15 protein-coding genes are annotated in these 14408 nt (G+C 46.4%); 10 read left to right on the forward strand and 5 right to left on the reverse strand.

Going from position 1 to position 14408, the window contains the following annotated elements; all coding sequences use genetic code 11:
• The first annotated feature begins 7 nt into the window (after positions 1-7).
• The 3 genes from P2W83_RS12735 to P2W83_RS12745 all read left to right on the forward strand — a co-directional run bounded on the left by P2W83_RS12735 (position 8) and on the right by P2W83_RS12745 (position 2128).
• Entirely contained in the window at positions 8-1063 is a 1056-nt protein-coding gene (locus P2W83_RS12735) for a PorP/SprF family type IX secretion system membrane protein (protein ID WP_276134124.1), read from the forward strand.
• A 134-nt stretch (positions 1064-1197) separates the two neighbouring features.
• Positions 1198-1686: a GNAT family N-acetyltransferase gene (locus P2W83_RS12740; RefSeq protein WP_276134125.1), complete on the forward strand. Its 489-nt coding sequence runs from the start codon at positions 1198-1200 to the stop codon at positions 1684-1686.
• A gap of 163 nt (positions 1687-1849) precedes the next feature.
• On the forward strand, positions 1850-2128 hold the full coding sequence (locus P2W83_RS12745; RefSeq protein WP_276134815.1) for a VOC family protein: 279 nt from the start codon (positions 1850-1852) through the stop codon (positions 2126-2128).
• A gap of 55 nt (positions 2129-2183) precedes the next feature.
• On the opposite strand, the gene P2W83_RS12750 is transcribed toward P2W83_RS12745, so the two are convergent.
• Positions 2184-3479 carry an aminopeptidase P N-terminal domain-containing protein gene (locus P2W83_RS12750; RefSeq protein WP_276134126.1) on the reverse strand — a complete coding sequence of 432 codons (1296 nt, stop codon included), beginning with the start codon at positions 3477-3479 and terminating at the stop codon, positions 2184-2186.
• Between the two features lie 287 nt (positions 3480-3766).
• Between P2W83_RS12750 and P2W83_RS12755 the strand changes: the two genes are divergently transcribed.
• From P2W83_RS12755 to P2W83_RS12775, 5 genes are all read left to right on the forward strand, one after another.
• A complete protein-coding gene (locus tag P2W83_RS12755) occupies positions 3767-3889 on the forward strand; it encodes a hypothetical protein (RefSeq protein WP_276134127.1) in 123 nt (40 codons plus the stop codon).
• A 145-nt stretch (positions 3890-4034) separates the two neighbouring features.
• On the forward strand, positions 4035-5147 hold the full coding sequence (gene carA, locus P2W83_RS12760) for a glutamine-hydrolyzing carbamoyl-phosphate synthase small subunit (RefSeq protein ID WP_276134128.1): 1113 nt from the start codon (positions 4035-4037) through the stop codon (positions 5145-5147).
• An 83-nt stretch (positions 5148-5230) separates the two neighbouring features.
• Complete coding sequence (locus tag P2W83_RS12765) at positions 5231-6199, forward strand: NAD-dependent epimerase/dehydratase family protein (protein ID WP_276134129.1); 969 nt, start codon at positions 5231-5233, stop codon at positions 6197-6199.
• Between the two features lie 30 nt (positions 6200-6229).
• Positions 6230-7540 (forward strand): hypothetical protein, encoded by a 1311-nt coding sequence (locus tag P2W83_RS12770; protein ID WP_276134130.1) that lies wholly within the window; start codon positions 6230-6232, stop codon positions 7538-7540.
• Between the two features lie 3 nt (positions 7541-7543).
• Positions 7544-8239, forward strand: a complete 696-nt coding sequence (locus tag P2W83_RS12775) for an SIR2 family NAD-dependent protein deacylase (RefSeq protein ID WP_276134131.1) — start codon at positions 7544-7546, stop codon at positions 8237-8239.
• Here the strand turns inward: P2W83_RS12775 and P2W83_RS12780 are convergent.
• Positions 8169-9428 carry a dolichyl-phosphate-mannose--protein mannosyltransferase gene (locus tag P2W83_RS12780; RefSeq protein ID WP_276134132.1) on the reverse strand — a complete coding sequence of 420 codons (1260 nt, stop codon included), beginning with the start codon at positions 9426-9428 and terminating at the stop codon, positions 8169-8171. The genes P2W83_RS12775 and P2W83_RS12780 overlap by 71 nt on opposite strands.
• Positions 9428-9802, reverse strand: a complete 375-nt coding sequence (locus P2W83_RS12785) for a hypothetical protein (RefSeq protein WP_276134133.1) — start codon at positions 9800-9802, stop codon at positions 9428-9430. Before P2W83_RS12785 ends, P2W83_RS12780 begins: the two co-directional genes overlap by 1 nt.
• Before the next feature lie 171 nt (positions 9803-9973).
• Here P2W83_RS12785 and P2W83_RS12790 point away from each other — a divergent pair, with 171 nt between their 5' ends.
• Complete coding sequence (locus tag P2W83_RS12790; RefSeq protein ID WP_276134134.1) at positions 9974-11260, forward strand: hypothetical protein; 1287 nt, start codon at positions 9974-9976, stop codon at positions 11258-11260.
• Here the strand turns inward: P2W83_RS12790 and ftsY are convergent.
• Positions 11257-12240 carry a signal recognition particle-docking protein FtsY gene (ftsY, locus tag P2W83_RS12795; protein WP_276134135.1) on the reverse strand — a complete coding sequence of 328 codons (984 nt, stop codon included), beginning with the start codon at positions 12238-12240 and terminating at the stop codon, positions 11257-11259. The two genes, P2W83_RS12790 and ftsY, sit on opposite strands and share 4 nt — an antisense overlap.
• Before the next feature lie 160 nt (positions 12241-12400).
• Positions 12401-13630, reverse strand: a complete 1230-nt coding sequence (locus P2W83_RS12800; RefSeq protein ID WP_276134136.1) for an NADP-dependent isocitrate dehydrogenase — start codon at positions 13628-13630, stop codon at positions 12401-12403.
• A 263-nt stretch (positions 13631-13893) separates the two neighbouring features.
• Between P2W83_RS12800 and P2W83_RS12805 the strand changes: the two genes are divergently transcribed.
• On the forward strand, positions 13894-14178 hold the full coding sequence (locus P2W83_RS12805) for a hypothetical protein (protein WP_276134137.1): 285 nt from the start codon (positions 13894-13896) through the stop codon (positions 14176-14178).
• The last annotated feature ends 230 nt before the right edge of the window (positions 14179-14408 follow it).

The raw sequence follows: 14408 nt of genomic DNA on the forward strand, positions 1-14408 counted from the left end.
GTCGAAAATGAAAAAATATATTGTTGTGGCAGTGTTATCGCTGAGTGGTGTAAAGGCTTTAGCCCAGGATATTCACTTTTCACAGTTTTACGAAACATCTATTCTTCGCAATCCCGCACTCACGGGCATTTTTAGCGGAGATTATAAAGCTGGTGTCAACTACAGGCAACAGTGGAGTAATATCTCCGTGCCGTTCACAACCGTAATGGCTACGGCCGAAAGCCGTATACTGGTCAACCGCGACGTGGGTGACTACCTGAGCTATGGAGTGGCGGCGAGTTACGACAAAGCCGGGAGTATCAATTTCAAAAGCACCCAGATATATCCTGCTATCAACTTCAACAAAGCCATTGAAGATGACCATAACTCTTACCTCTCGGTAGGCTTTACCGCTGGCTATATACAACGTTCTGTCGATTTGACACGCGCCACCTATGCCAGCCAGTATTCTGGTACTGCCTACATACCGGGAAGCTCCAGCGGCGAGAATGTGAGCAGCACCGTTATTCGCAACTACGATCTTGGTAGTGGATTAAGCTTCAATAGTACTACGGGCCCCAATAACTCGCTTATTTATTATGTAGGTGTGGCTGGTTATCACATTACCAAACCCAAACATACCTTCAACGGTTCCGATAAGCTCGTTCGTCTCAATACCAAATGGACGGCCAACATGGGTTTCTCGTGGGCTATAAATGATGAATACGGGCTGACAGGACATTTAAATTACGTACGCCAGCTGCCATACCAGGAAACGATGTTTGGCGCTTTAGTCAACTGGAAAAGTGTTTTCCGATATACCGGCAAGCCTTTTGTGGCGTATGCAGGACTTTTTGTTCGCACAGGGGACGCGATCATCCCAACACTGAAAGTGGATTATGACAGGTATTATTTCGTAGCGTCGTACGATATAAATACATCAGGTCTGCGGCCAGCCAGTGAGGGTGCTGGCGGTATGGAGCTTTCTGTGTTTGTAAGGGGAGTGTGGCCTAAGACCAGGTATTATGAAACCCGTTGCCCTGCATTTGAGCAGATGCTGCCATCTACATTTAGCGATTATTAAAGATACCCACCGATGGGAGAGAGAAGAAAGAGAGCCGGCCGTCTGCCGGCTCTCTTAGTTTTATTGGCAGATACAGTACCGTTTCTATTGATGGTTTCCCATCCATTTTGTAGTTTTTCTGTGTCTTTAATTCTATGCTTACGATCAAACCTATCGAATCACTAACGAAAACTGAGCTAGACCAGCTGAGGTCTGTTATCCTTGAGTATGGCGATCACATGTACATCGACCTTGCACTTATTGCCGGAAAGCAGCGGTTTGCATATGAAATGCTTGATTTCCCGGGAGGACGGTATGTCAAGCCTGAAGGTGCGTTCTTCCTGGCTCTCTACGCAGGCCAGCCTGCAGGTTGCATCGGTGTCAAACGCTACGATGCAGAAAGCTGCGAAATGAAACGGATGTATGTAAAGCCAGAGTTTCGCAAATTGGGTATTGGGATAGAACTTTGCCGCGTAGCCATCGATGTCGCCAAAGATTATGGATATTCTTCGATGCTGCTGGACACCAATAAAGAAATGCCCGCTGCAATTTCTATTTACGACAAGTTCGGTTTCAAAGAAATACCTGCGTATTGCGAAAACGAGAATCCCAACCCGGTGTATTATCGCTACGACCTGTGCTAGACCTAAGCAGTCTATCTTATTTCTGAAATGATGTATGTCATTCTGTAGATTTGGCGCTCAAACTATCTTCTGATGAGCACACCATTTCTCGGTCTGAGGACCGTAGGTTATAAAAGTAACAGACCTTGCCAAAGCTAAAGCATGGTACACCGGCATACTGGGTATCGAACCTTATTTTGATCAACCTTTTTATGTCGGCTTCAACGTTGCAGGCTATGAACTGGGCTTGCAACCGGCAGAGATTGCCCCAGTTTATGGCGACAGCACAACCACCTATTGGGGCGTTGAAGACGTGCACGCTATGTACAAAAAGCTGGTGGACGCGGGCGCAACCTCTTTTGAAGAACCGATGGATGTAGGCGAGGGGATTGTGGTAGCTGCCGTGAGAGATCCATGGGGCAACCCGTTCGGGATCATTTACAATCCGCATTTCAAGCTATAAAAGAAAACGGGTGACTTAGTCACCCGTTTTCTTTTTAAAGGCCCGCATGCGAACATTAGTTATACACGTCTGTCTTTTCAACTCCTATAGTCAAGTTATCATTGCCATTAGCGGTTATGAGGATGTCATCCTCTATACGCACACCGCCAATATGCTTCCATTTGTTCACTTCATCCCAGTTGATCTCGTTGGCAAACTTGCTGCGCACGTTCTCGCTATCGAGCAGTGCGGAGATAAAATAGCAGCCAGGTTCTACCGTGATGAAATGACCTGCTTCCAATTCTATATCTACGCGCAGTCTTGCGCCTGCATACATTTTCGGGTTGATGTTTTCTTCCTGGCCCGCATCGCGCACGCGCAGACCTACCAGGTGACCCACGCCGTGCGGGAAGAATACTGAACTCACTTCTTTCTCCAGCAGCGTATCAAGGTTGCCTTTCAGTAGACCAAGACCCAACAGACCTTCAGTTGTTACCCGTGCAGCATGCAAATGCACGTCACGCCACATCACACCCCGTTTCGACATAGCGATGCATTCGGCGTGCGCCTTCAATACCAGCTGGTAAAGGTCTTTATGCTGTTGGGTTGGATTGTTGGTTGAGTGGTACATACGTGTAATGTCCACGCAGTAATCATATATCTCGGCACCGGCGTCTATAAGTACGTATTCTCCTTCGTTTACTTTTCTGTGTGTTGGTATGGCATGCAGGATAGCCGAGTTAGTACCTGCACCTACAATTGTTTCATACGGTACACCGTGCGCACCACGGGTGAGTATCTCGCCTTCGTAGGCCACCTGGATCTCGCGTTCAGTTACGCCCGGACGGATCACTTGTGCTATTTTCTCATAGCCATGCTTAGCTATTTCGGCCAGCTGCTGGAATAATCTTACTTCAGCAGCATCCTTTTTCCTGCGTTCCCTGTCTAGTGATGTGCGCAGCTCAAATGCCTTGCCTTCTACAGGCGCCAAAGCCTGGCCCAGTTTATAAACGTTCGAGAATTTATTGTTAGCAAGGAAGCTATCCAGTTCACTCCTTGACTGGCCCCTATCATTTACCAGCAGATCGTGACGATCGCCTTCCCATACAGCTTCGTCAGGGCCTATCTCTTTCTGGAATTCTACCCAGCCGGTGTTCTTATTGTATAGTACCACTTCGCTCTCGCGGCGGCGACCCGTCAGCCAGAAGTATGCCGGGTGCGTTAGAAATGGGTAGGTTTGATCCAATCCGCCTGGTTTCTGAATAGGTTCTCCAGAATACACCAGCACGGCTTCATCACCTGCCAGTTGTTCGTTCCATCTTGCCTCCAGTTTTTTGCGGCGGGCTTGTATATCGCTTGTAGTAAAGTACATGGTCTTGAATTTAGCGGAGCTAATATAAGGTAATTCCACACGCGTTCTACCGCATCCCTCCTTTTTCACCCTTTTGCGTGAAGGTGATAAGATATTAATTGTTGTATGTTTTGTCGTATATTTGTACTGTATTTCTGCCGATTGATTGAGTACGGATTGTAGATATCGCGGAGAGTTGAAGGGGAAATGTAATTCGCGGAGTGTCTTGCACAAGGCTTGTTGTCTTTATTTCCGCTTCAATCCAAACAGGCGACAAAAGCAACAACCGGCAACAAAAATTGGGACCTATGAAAACAGGTTATTCAATTCAAACCGCTCCAGGCTTGCAAAGTATTTCCGAACCAGCGCCGCTAGGCAACAATACCAGGGAAATCGTGACAAAAGCGGCAACAAAAGTTATCAATAAATGAATGAAAGTATAATGTGTGTCCCTGTTTCCAAATTTGACGGTCACAACTAGTACTATCTAAGGGCTTGGTTCATGTGGAAAAACCCTTAAGATTTTTACCCTTTACCTCGTGCAATTTCATTACCTTTGCACAATTTTGTTTTTTTATGCCTGCTACGCAACCTGTTAATAGTCCCGCCTGGCTGCTGTTGGAAGACGGTACGCTGTTCAAAGGAAAATCATTTGGAGCACAAGGAACCAGTGGAGGAGAGATATGTTTTAATACCGGTATGACTGGTTACCAGGAGGTATTTACAGACCCTTCGTACACAGGCCAGGTGCTGATCATGAACAACGCCTACGTGGGCAATTACGGGGTGAAGAAAGAGGACGTAGAAAGTGATTCCGTAAAGATCAAAGGCTTGATCTGCAAGAACATATCTCACCGTTACAGCCGCATGACGGCCGACGACGGGCTGGAAGAATACCTGCAGAAGAATAACATTGTAGCTATATATGATGTAGATACCCGCTCGCTGGTGCAGCACATCCGCGAGAAAGGGGCGATGAACTGCATCATCAGCACTGAGGTGTCTGACCTGGAAGGACTTAAAGGAGAACTTTCAAAGGTTCCCGATATGGCCGGCCTGGAGCTGAGCTCAGAGATCTCTACTAAAGAACCATATAACTACGGTAACCCTGATGCGAAACTCCGCATTGCCGTACTTGACTACGGTGTGAAGAAACACATCCTCGAATGCATGGCACAGCGCGGTGCATACCTCAAGGTATTCCCGGCTAAAACACCTTATACAACGCTTGAAGAGTTCAAGCCACACGGCATCTTCGTATCAAACGGTCCCGGCGATCCGGCTTCGATGGATTATGCGGTGAAAACCGTTAAAGACATCCTGGCATCCGGCAAGCCAATGTTCGGTATCTGCCTGGGTCACCAGCTGCTGGCCCGCGCTAACGACATCCCGACCTTTAAAATGCACCACGGTCACCGCGGTCTTAACCACCCGGTGAAAAACCTGATAACTGGCAGATCGGAGATCACCACCCAGAACCACGGTTTTGGTGTAGACCCTGAAGCTGCTAAGAATGCCGACCATATCGAGATCACTCACGTTAACCTGAACGACGGTTCTATCGAGGGTATCCGCGTAAAAGGCAAACCTGCTTTCTCGGTACAATACCACCCCGAGAGCACTCCTGGTCCGCACGATTCACGTTACCTGTTTGATGATTTCATCAAACTGATAGAAGAGAATATTTAAGCTGAAGAATCACTTTAAGTGATTGATTTAAAGCTGTATATTGTAGCTATTTCAAAACCTTAGTTAAAGCACGACTTTAAGCAATGAAGCAAGAAAAGATCCTGATAATGGGTGCCGGTGGGCAGATTGGTGTAGAGCTGGCAATGGCCCTGAGGAAGCTTTATGGAACCAATAATGTTATAGCTACAGATATACGTGAGGCACACCCGCTTTTGGATGGTGCCGGACCCTATTATACACTCGATGCGATGGATGCTAATGCCACGCTCGACCTGGTAAAGAAAGAAGGAATCACCCAAATATACCTGCTGGCAGCCCTGCTGTCGGCAACAGGGGAGAAAAACCCTAAGATGGCCTGGGACATCAACATGCGCAGCCTGCTGCAAGTGCTTGACCTGGGTGTGCAGGAGAAACTGACCAAGATATACTGGCCTAGCTCGATAGCTGTTTTTGGTCCAACTACCCCAAGAAGCGAGACCCCACAGAAGACGGTTGTTGAACCAAGGACTGTTTATGGTGTGAGCAAATATGCCGGCGAATTGTGGTGCCAGTACTACAACCAGCGCTGGGGATTGGACGTGCGTAGCATCCGCTACCCGGGTCTCATCAGCTGGAAATCTGAACCCGGCGGCGGCACAACTGATTATGCAGTAGATATTTATCACAAAGCACTTGAAGACGGAAAGTATACCTGCTTCCTGTCTGAGAATACTTACCTGCCCATGATGTATATGGATGACGCGATCCGCGGCACCATAGAACTGATGGAAGCACCGGTAGAACAAATGAAATCGCGCATGGCTTACAACCTGTCGGCCATGAGCTTCTCACCTAAAGAGATAGCAGCAGCTATCCAAAAACACATTCCTGATTTTACCATCGACTATGCACCCGACTTCCGCCAGGCAATTGCCGACGGCTGGCCGCAAAGCATAGATGATACAGCTGCCCGCCAGGATTGGGGTTGGAAGCATGAATTCGATCTCGACAAGATGACAGCTGACATGCTGATGCATCTGAAAGAGAAGAAAATGCTCGATGTGAAGCTGTAATCTGGCTTGGTTTAGCTATATCTTAGTGAAATGAAGCATAAGTTGTTGGGGCTGCTACAGCAGCTCTCAACGGAGAAATATGTAAAGTTCATTGCCTGGGCCATTGTGGTGTTTGTAGCCATAATGAGGCATTATGCTTTCCCTTTTTCGGAGCCTGCTTATGGAGATGAACCGCCTTATGTCAATGAGGTAGTATTTCTAGCCAGGAACGGAGCTTATTGGTCGCTTCAGCAGGGAACGTCGTTCTTATTCACCTCTTTGATATATCTCATCTCAAAGTTGCTAGCTGTTGGTTATTTGATGGGCGCGCGGATATTGTCGGTGGTCTTTTTCTTCCTATCAGCTTATGCGTTGTCGGTTTGCCTTTCCCTGTTCAGGGATATGCATTATACTGCCAGGTATTTTACGCTGACGACGTTTGCGGCATTCGGCAGTTTATGGATATGGAAAGCGTTACCTGACATGGGCTGTATGTTCTTTTTGCTGCTTGGCTTTCGTGCATTGTTTTCACAGCGCAGGTCGGCTCCGGCCATAGCAGCCATATTGGTCTTTTGTGCCGCGATAATTAAGCCTGTGGCCCTATTTGCCTTGCCAGGGATCGCGGCGGTGTTACTCTTTCGAAATCGGGCGACACAGGCAGCAACACCTCGTTTCGTAAAGGCTGTCTTATTTACGTTGATATTCACCGTTTGCTTTTCTGTTTACCATATACCAGGATACCAACGGTATAATCAACTAATGCTTGAAGACAAATGGCATAGTTACGTTGGTACTCAAAGATTCCAGGTAACGCCCACATGGCGGGAGTTCAATGTCTTTTTCGAGGCATACAAGCAGGTACATCACAAAGAGAATAAATGGGCACTTGCTTTTGAGGAAGTTGCTGAGTTTAAAAAAAGTCATCCACAGGTAGTTTTAGAATTGTCCTATTTGGAGTATGCTAAAACGCACACGATGATATGGTGGAGCAATATTGCAGAGCGATTGTTCCTGGAAATTCCTTTTATGGTGGAAGAGGGCTTTTTCTTTTTCAAGTTCACCTCCATTAATAATTATGTCGGCAATTTGGTTGCTATTGAAATTATAGCTGCACTACTGTTTGCTGCTATAATGTGGTCTGAGCGTTCCTTTATCCGGAAGAACATTTTGTTGTTTGCACCTCCGGCTATTTATACCATCATTTTAACGGTGTACCTGATTCCGCAACTGGAGGGTAACTGGTTTGTTTGGGTTTTGCCGTTTCTGGCCTTGCCTATTGCTCGGGCATTATGCAGGCGGGTGAATATTCTACTGCTGTTTGCATTGCAGACAGGTTATTTAGTAATGACTTACGGGGCTTAAGCTATGGGATCAAAAAAGAAGCTTGTTGTATTATCAGGTGCTGGTGTTAGTGCCGAAAGCGGGCTCAGAACTTTCAGGGACAGTGATGGTCTCTGGGAGGGGTATAATATTGAGGACGTAGCCACACCACGTGCATGGCGTCGTGATCCGCAGCTGGTGCTCGACTTCTACAACATGCGTCGCGCTAATGTGCGGGATGCACAACCCAATGCTGCACATAGGGTATTGGCCGAGCTGGAAGAGCATTTCGACGTACACATAGTTACTCAGAATATTGACGACTTGCACGAACGCGCTGGTTCTACCAAAGTGCTGCACCTGCATGGCGAGATATTCAAGATGCGCAGTGAACGGAATGAAGCGCTCGTTTATCCTATCCGTGAAGATATCAAACTAGGTGACCTTGCCGACGATGGAGCGCAGCTACGACCACATATTGTTTGGTTCGAAGAGCCGGTGCCAATGATAGACAATGCCATTCCCATTATGCACGAGGCTGATGTCTTCGTGCTGGTAGGCACATCACTGGCTGTATATCCCGCAGCGGGGTTGGTTGATTATGTGAAGCCTGAAGTAAACAAGTACGTGCTGGACAAGAACATTCCACCTGTCAGCAGGTACCGGAACATTATTCCCATCGAGAAACCGGCGACTGAGGGTGCTGCTGAGCTGAAAAGAATCTTGCTCGAAAGTTTGTAGTGGCCCTATTACTGCCGGCCAGCTTACGCGCTAGCAGGTACATCAATGCTGGCATTAGCTGGTGCATCAGCCTGCTCTGCGAGGTGAATAGATGCCATTCAAGATCATTAGTGGTTACTACATATACCATCAGGTATACGCCCATGCAGGCCAGGATCATTAGTACTTGTTTATCGGGAGCGGTGCGTCGCCAGGCGCAGAAAGCCAGGTAGATCACCACTGCCCATTTCAGCACCGTGAAATGTTTGAGGTTGTCCGCAAAATAATTCCAGACGATCTGGTAGCGTTTGGGGTCGACCAGGTAGCCGTATACTTTGCTGTTGTGCTGTTGTACCAGGTCGTTGGGTGGGGCATACAGGCCTTTAAATACAGCCCATGTGATAATTGGCACTGCTATTCCTGTCAACGTGTATTTGATCCTGTACCGGCCCAGCAGCTCCCGCCAGTGAAACAGTATAAAGATCCCTGCAAGTATAACACCTTCATTCTTTGTCCAGATAGACAGGCCCAGAAACGCGCCGGTCAATACCAGCATTCTTTTGTCCTCCTGGTGATGGTTGATGCACACCAGCGAACATAGAAAGTAGAAGGCGAGCAACGTATCAGCCAACTGATAGGTGCCCTGCATCAGGTAAAACTCATTTGTAACGAACAGCAGCAGCGTTATGCCAGCTACCAGCAGACTGTTCTTACGCAGCTCAGTGAAAACGAGCATCGGTATGCACAGCGTGATGAGTAGGGCCACCGCGAATGGAACCAAATGATTGAACTGTCCTAATAATCTACTAAAGAAAGCTACAGTCGCCGGCAGCGCAAGGGGATAGTCCGGGTGCGAGAACTTTGTATTGAGTAGCATGTTCTGCCAGTGGTCAGGATTAGCCAGGTACTTCGCATTCAGGTTCCAAATGGCCCAGGCATCCCATACACCGTGCTTTTGTGCTATGTCCAGCGCTTCGTTGACGAAGATGAATGCTCCGGCTATCAGCACATAGGTGCTCATTTTGCTGAAATGCTCTTGTTCAGTAAATGGAGTAGCACATATCCACCGGCAAAGAAAAAACAATGCAGCGGCAGTAGCCAGCGCAGTCACAATGAAAGGCATATGAACTATCAGCATCAGGAAATAAATAATGCTGATGCAACCAATACCAGCACCAATGGAAATGATATACCTGCTGCTCTGTTGCATTAATGGGCTATGCTGAGTGAATAGTGGTAAATAGAATCGGTGTATTGCCAGAACGGTTTGCGTGAACTTTCAATATTCGAAAGGGCGCTGTCGCCGTTGTTGGCTTTGTATCGTATGATGAGCATCGTATCGTATCTGGCGTTTGGGTCCAGGTAAGCCGGAACTATCGCATACCTCGCCCATGACAGCAATTCTGATTTCGAGGGTTCGCCTTTGAATGAAATACGGCTGCCTTGTGGCAAAAGGTTTTGCGCTTCGGCTAGTGATTTACCTATCTTATCCAATTCGTCTGGCTGCCTGGTTTTGTAGGCGTGAAGCGCCGTACCAGCCGCAATTGCGGCAGTCATGACGATGAGCACTACGTGGCTTTTCATGCCCGAAAAGTAAGGAATAAATATCCAGTTCAGAAAACCGCTGGTATCTTAGCGCGATTTCTGCTTTAATTCATACAAATATGGCCGAAATAGTATTTTTGGTCCAGTTTCATTTTTATGTCTTCTGATAAACCTTTTCTGCGGTATGCGTTACTTTTCTTATTTATATGGATGTTGGGAAACTTCTTTCCTGGATCTTATAATGTAGATACCTGGAACCAGTACTTTGAAGCGCAGAACAACAAGTATAACGACTGGCATTCGCCATGGGTTGCCTATATATGGCATCACTTACTAAACCTGACAGATAGGTTTTTCAGTATGTACATTTTCCAAATGTTGTGGTATTTTCTTTTCTTCTATTGCCTCCTGAAAAATGTCACTAATAAACTGACTATCCTCGCTGGCCTGGTCAGTTCTCTGGTCCTGGTTTTTACAGCTCAGTACTTGATGAAAGATACCCACATAGCGCTTGCGTGGGGTACGGCTGCGGTTATTATGGCCAACGGCTCCATCAAGCAAAAAAAGTCCGGAAGTATTTTAGTGTTCTTGCTCATTACTTATGGTTTTTTTATCAGACCAAACGCAATACCTGCGATACTTCCGTTATTATACGTTTGGGTGGAATGGTATTTTGCAAAGCATCAGTCAAGAGTTCGTAAGCTGGCCGTCGCCTCAGTGCTGACGTTGACCCTACCGGCAGCCTACTATTTTGCCACGTATAATGTGCTCAAGACCGAGCGCGCATTCCCGGAGTACAAGCTGAGACTTCTCGATGTCATTGGTATTTCAAAAAACAGTGGCCAAAACTACATGCCGCAGTGTGTTACTTCATTTGCTGGGTACAACCAGCAAAAGATCGATAGTATGTATTCTCCGGCAACGATAGATCATATTTACTGGCCTGCCGACAATGTGCTGATGCTACCTGAACCCACCCGTGAGATCAATGATTGTGTCGGGGTTGCATGGAAAACAGCGGTTAAAGCCCATCCCGGCCTTTATCTCAAAAACAGGTTCAAAGGGTTCCTGTACTATCTGAAATTGAAAAGACGGTACGAATCGCAAGAGTACTGGAATACCCCGGTATATGTTGTTAAGAATAACTACATACCTATCGACGATAGTCACACCTACGTCACCAAAAAATTATTGGGAATGTGGAATAAGCTGGATAAGATCAGGCTGTATGACCCGTGGTTATGGCTCCTGGCAAACAGTGTGCTGATGGTGGTTTTTATGGTCAGGTATTCCCGTGGAAAATTTTACCTGCACAAGATCATGGCCCTTACACAACTATCTGCTATTGCATTTATGCTTGGAATGCTGCCGGTATATCAATTAGACCTCGACTTCAGGTACAATTACTGGAATGTGTACGCTTTTGCAATTGGATGTATCTACCTTTTCAGGGATACAATATTTAAAAAGCAAAAACAAGAACGACCGCAAATTTAGTTGGCTTCTTCCAGGTTGAAGAGGCTGTCCACGAATTCAGCTTTGTTGAAGATCTGCAGGTCTTCCATTCTTTCACCTACGCCTATATACTTAACAGGTATTTTGAACTGGTTGGCTATAGCCAGTACAACGCCGCCTTTGGCCGTGCCGTCAAGTTTAGTTATGGCCAGTGCTGTTACATCAGTAGCTGCAGTAAAATGTTTGGCTTGCTCAAGAGCATTTTGACCTGTGCTACCATCCAGTACAAGAATTACTTCATGTGGAGCATCGGGTATCTTCTTAGCTATTACACGACGTATCTTACTCAGCTCCTCCATCAGGTGGCTCTTGTTGTGCAGACGGCCCGCCGTGTCTATGATCACTACATCGCTATTCCTGGCTATTGCACTTTCCACCGCATCGTATGCTACTGAGCTTGGGTCGCTGCCCATGTCTTTCTTTACTATGGGCACGCCTACGCGATCGCTCCATATCGTCAGCTGGTCAACAGCTGCAGCTCTGAAGGTATCGGCCGCGCCAAGTAATACAGATTTGCCGTTCTTCTTATAATTATGCGCCAGCTTACCAATGGTCGTTGTTTTACCAACACCGTTCACGCCGACCACCAGTACCACATACGGCTTTTTGCCAGCAGGTATATCAAATCTTTCAAACTCGCTCGACGGACTTTCGGTAAGGATCGCCATGATCTCTTCCTGCAGTATGCGGTTGAGTTGTGAGGTGCCCAGGTATTTGTCCTTTGCTACACGGTCTTCAATGTTCTTAATAATGGCGATAGTAGTATCGATTCCAACGTCCGCACTCACTAATGCTTCTTCCAGTTGGTCCAGTACTTCTTCGTCTACAGTGTCTTTACCCGCAATGGCTTTCGTGATCTTCGAAAAGAAGCCTTCTTTCGTCTTTTTCAGTCCTTCGTCAAGGGCTTCTTTTTGCTCCTGCTGCTCTTTATTGCGTTTAAATAACTTATCAAATAATCCCATAGGTTAAAGGCTGTTTGGGGTAATCAGGGTGCGAAAATAGGTTTTTGTTCAGATATGAACGCTATTCTGCATCAGGTACATTGTCTATAGAGTAATAGACCGACAATCTTAGCTCTTTTTAGTAATAAAAATAAAGGCCGGAGCGATCCGGCCTTTATTACTATTTATTCAGTTTTTTCTTCAGATTTTCATCCAGTGCATCCAGGAATTCTTCGGTGTACAGGTAGTCTCTACCATGCTCCACTTTATTGCCGTGCACGCAAACTGCAAGGTCTTTGGTCATCTTGCCGCTTTCCACTGTTTCGATACAAACGTCTTCCAGTGCCTGGCAGAAGTCGATCAGTTCCTGGTTGCCATCCAGCTTACCGCGGAAGGCCAGGCCGCGTGTCCAAGCGAAGATAGACGCGATCGGGTTAGTAGATGTAGGACGACCTTTTTGGTGCTCGCGGTAGTGGCGGGTAACGGTACCGTGTGCTGCTTCGGCTTCCATGGTTTTACCATCAGGGGTGATCAGTACAGAGGTCATCAGGCCCAGTGAACCGAAACCTTGTGCTACTGTATCGCTTTGTACGTCGCCATCGTAGTTCTTACAAGCCCATACGAAGTTGCCGTTCCATTTCAGCGCGCTCGCTACCATGTCATCTATCAGGCGGTGTTCGTACACCAGGTTGTTTTTATCGAAATCAGCTTTGAATTCGTTTTGATAAACCTCCTCAAAGATGTCTTTGAAACGGCCATCGTATTTCTTCAGAATGGTGTTCTTGCTCGACAGGTACAGAGGCCATTTCTTTTGCAGCGCCATGTTGAAGCAGGCACGGGCAAAACCACGGATAGACTCGTCTGTGTTGTACATAGCCAGAGCTACGCCGTCGCCTTTGAAGTTGTACACTTCATGCTCGATCACTTCGCCGTTCTCGCCTTCAAATTTGATGGTGAGCTTACCTTTTCCTTTTGTTACGAAATCGGTAGCACGGTACTGGTCGCCGAAAGCGTGGCGGCCTACGATGATAGGCGCATCCCAGTTGGTAACCAGGCGTGGAATATTGTTGATAACGATCGGCTCACGGAATACTGTACCGTCAAGAATGTTACGGATAGTCCCGTTAGGGCTCTTCCACATTTGTTTCAGGTTGAACTCTTTTACACGAGCTTCATCAGGAGTGATGGTGGCGCATTTGATACCTACACCATATTCTTTGATCGCGTTAGCAGCGTCAACAGTCACCTGGTCGTTGGTTTGATCGCGGTACTCAACACCCAGATCGTAATATTTAATGTCGACTTCTATATAAGGAAGGATCAGTTTGTCTTTAATGAATTTCCAGATGATACGTGTCATCTCATCACCATCCAGTTCAACAACCGGATTTGCAACTTTGATCTTAGCCATGTGTAGTTTGGTTAATTGTGTTTTTTAAGCGGGGTCAAAAATAATAAAAGCTCGAACTTCTTAAAGGAAATTAAAATTGGCCTTCAGGCGGTTATGTGGATAAAGCCGGGGTTATCCACGCTCAAGAGGTGTGCCAAACTTATTGCTGAGCTCTATCTCATTAAATATCAAGCTGTTTTCTATGTTTTCAAATTTTAAGGTGATATTTAGTTTTTTCTTAATGAATTTCAAGTTAAATTAGGGGTAACAAAATTTTTTCGAACATGAGTGTAGACAAAGCAGCAGCTAGCAAGCAGTACGTACGGGACCTTGCAAATTCTCTTTCTAAGCACGGTTCAAAAAGAACTGTGGACCAACTTGCCGGTTATCTGAACAGGCGAGGGTTATTTTCTACTCATGGTAAGCCTTATGATGGTTTACGAGGAACCTATACTTTAGTACGCGCTACTTACCAGTGGCTTAAAAAACAGGGATTATCTACCGAAGCCGACAGGGTAGCTAGTTCCTTTATAAAGCCTGACGGTACGGTTGCACTTCACTTGCATTGACAAGTTCATTCATTTTAGTCTTTTTTTATAATACACGCTTCTTCACGGGAGCGTGTATTTGTTTTTCATGGATGGTAAAGGCATTTTGAGAAATTTGCAGAAAAGTTGTATATTTGTATGGTTAGAAGAAGCTGTTGGAGTGGATTGGTAAGAGTGAAGAGAGAAAGGAAAATTTTGAAATATTTCCCAATCGACAACAGCTGAGCTGAGCGGACTTGTTGCCACCTTTA

Source organism: Polluticoccus soli (genome assembly GCF_029269745.1).
In the GTDB taxonomy this organism is placed as follows: Bacteria; Bacteroidota; Bacteroidia; order Chitinophagales; family Chitinophagaceae; genus Polluticoccus; species Polluticoccus soli.

Excerpts from the sequence above, each read along its gene's own strand:
- P2W83_RS12735 (WP_276134124.1), top strand. The coding sequence starts at position 8 with ATGAAAAAATATATTGTTGTGGCAGTGTTATCGCTGAGTGGTGTAAAG.
- P2W83_RS12740 (WP_276134125.1), top strand. The coding sequence starts at position 1,198 with ATGCTTACGATCAAACCTATCGAATCACTAACGAAAACTGAGCTAGAC.
- P2W83_RS12750 (WP_276134126.1), bottom strand. The coding sequence starts at position 3,479 with ATGTACTTTACTACAAGCGATATACAAGCCCGCCGCAAAAAACTGGAG.
- P2W83_RS12755 (WP_276134127.1), top strand. The coding sequence starts at position 3,767 with ATGAAAACAGGTTATTCAATTCAAACCGCTCCAGGCTTGCAAAGTATT.
- carA (WP_276134128.1), top strand. The coding sequence starts at position 4,035 with ATGCCTGCTACGCAACCTGTTAATAGTCCCGCCTGGCTGCTGTTGGAA.
- P2W83_RS12765 (WP_276134129.1), top strand. The coding sequence starts at position 5,231 with ATGAAGCAAGAAAAGATCCTGATAATGGGTGCCGGTGGGCAGATTGGT.
- P2W83_RS12770 (WP_276134130.1), top strand. The coding sequence starts at position 6,230 with ATGAAGCATAAGTTGTTGGGGCTGCTACAGCAGCTCTCAACGGAGAAA.
- P2W83_RS12775 (WP_276134131.1), top strand. The coding sequence starts at position 7,544 with ATGGGATCAAAAAAGAAGCTTGTTGTATTATCAGGTGCTGGTGTTAGT.
- P2W83_RS12780 (WP_276134132.1), bottom strand. The coding sequence starts at position 9,428 with ATGCAACAGAGCAGCAGGTATATCATTTCCATTGGTGCTGGTATTGGT.
- P2W83_RS12785 (WP_276134133.1), bottom strand. The coding sequence starts at position 9,802 with ATGAAAAGCCACGTAGTGCTCATCGTCATGACTGCCGCAATTGCGGCT.
- P2W83_RS12790 (WP_276134134.1), top strand. The coding sequence starts at position 9,974 with ATGTTGGGAAACTTCTTTCCTGGATCTTATAATGTAGATACCTGGAAC.
- ftsY (WP_276134135.1), bottom strand. The coding sequence starts at position 12,240 with ATGGGATTATTTGATAAGTTATTTAAACGCAATAAAGAGCAGCAGGAG.
- P2W83_RS12800 (WP_276134136.1), bottom strand. The coding sequence starts at position 13,630 with ATGGCTAAGATCAAAGTTGCAAATCCGGTTGTTGAACTGGATGGTGAT.
- P2W83_RS12805 (WP_276134137.1), top strand. The coding sequence starts at position 13,894 with ATGAGTGTAGACAAAGCAGCAGCTAGCAAGCAGTACGTACGGGACCTT.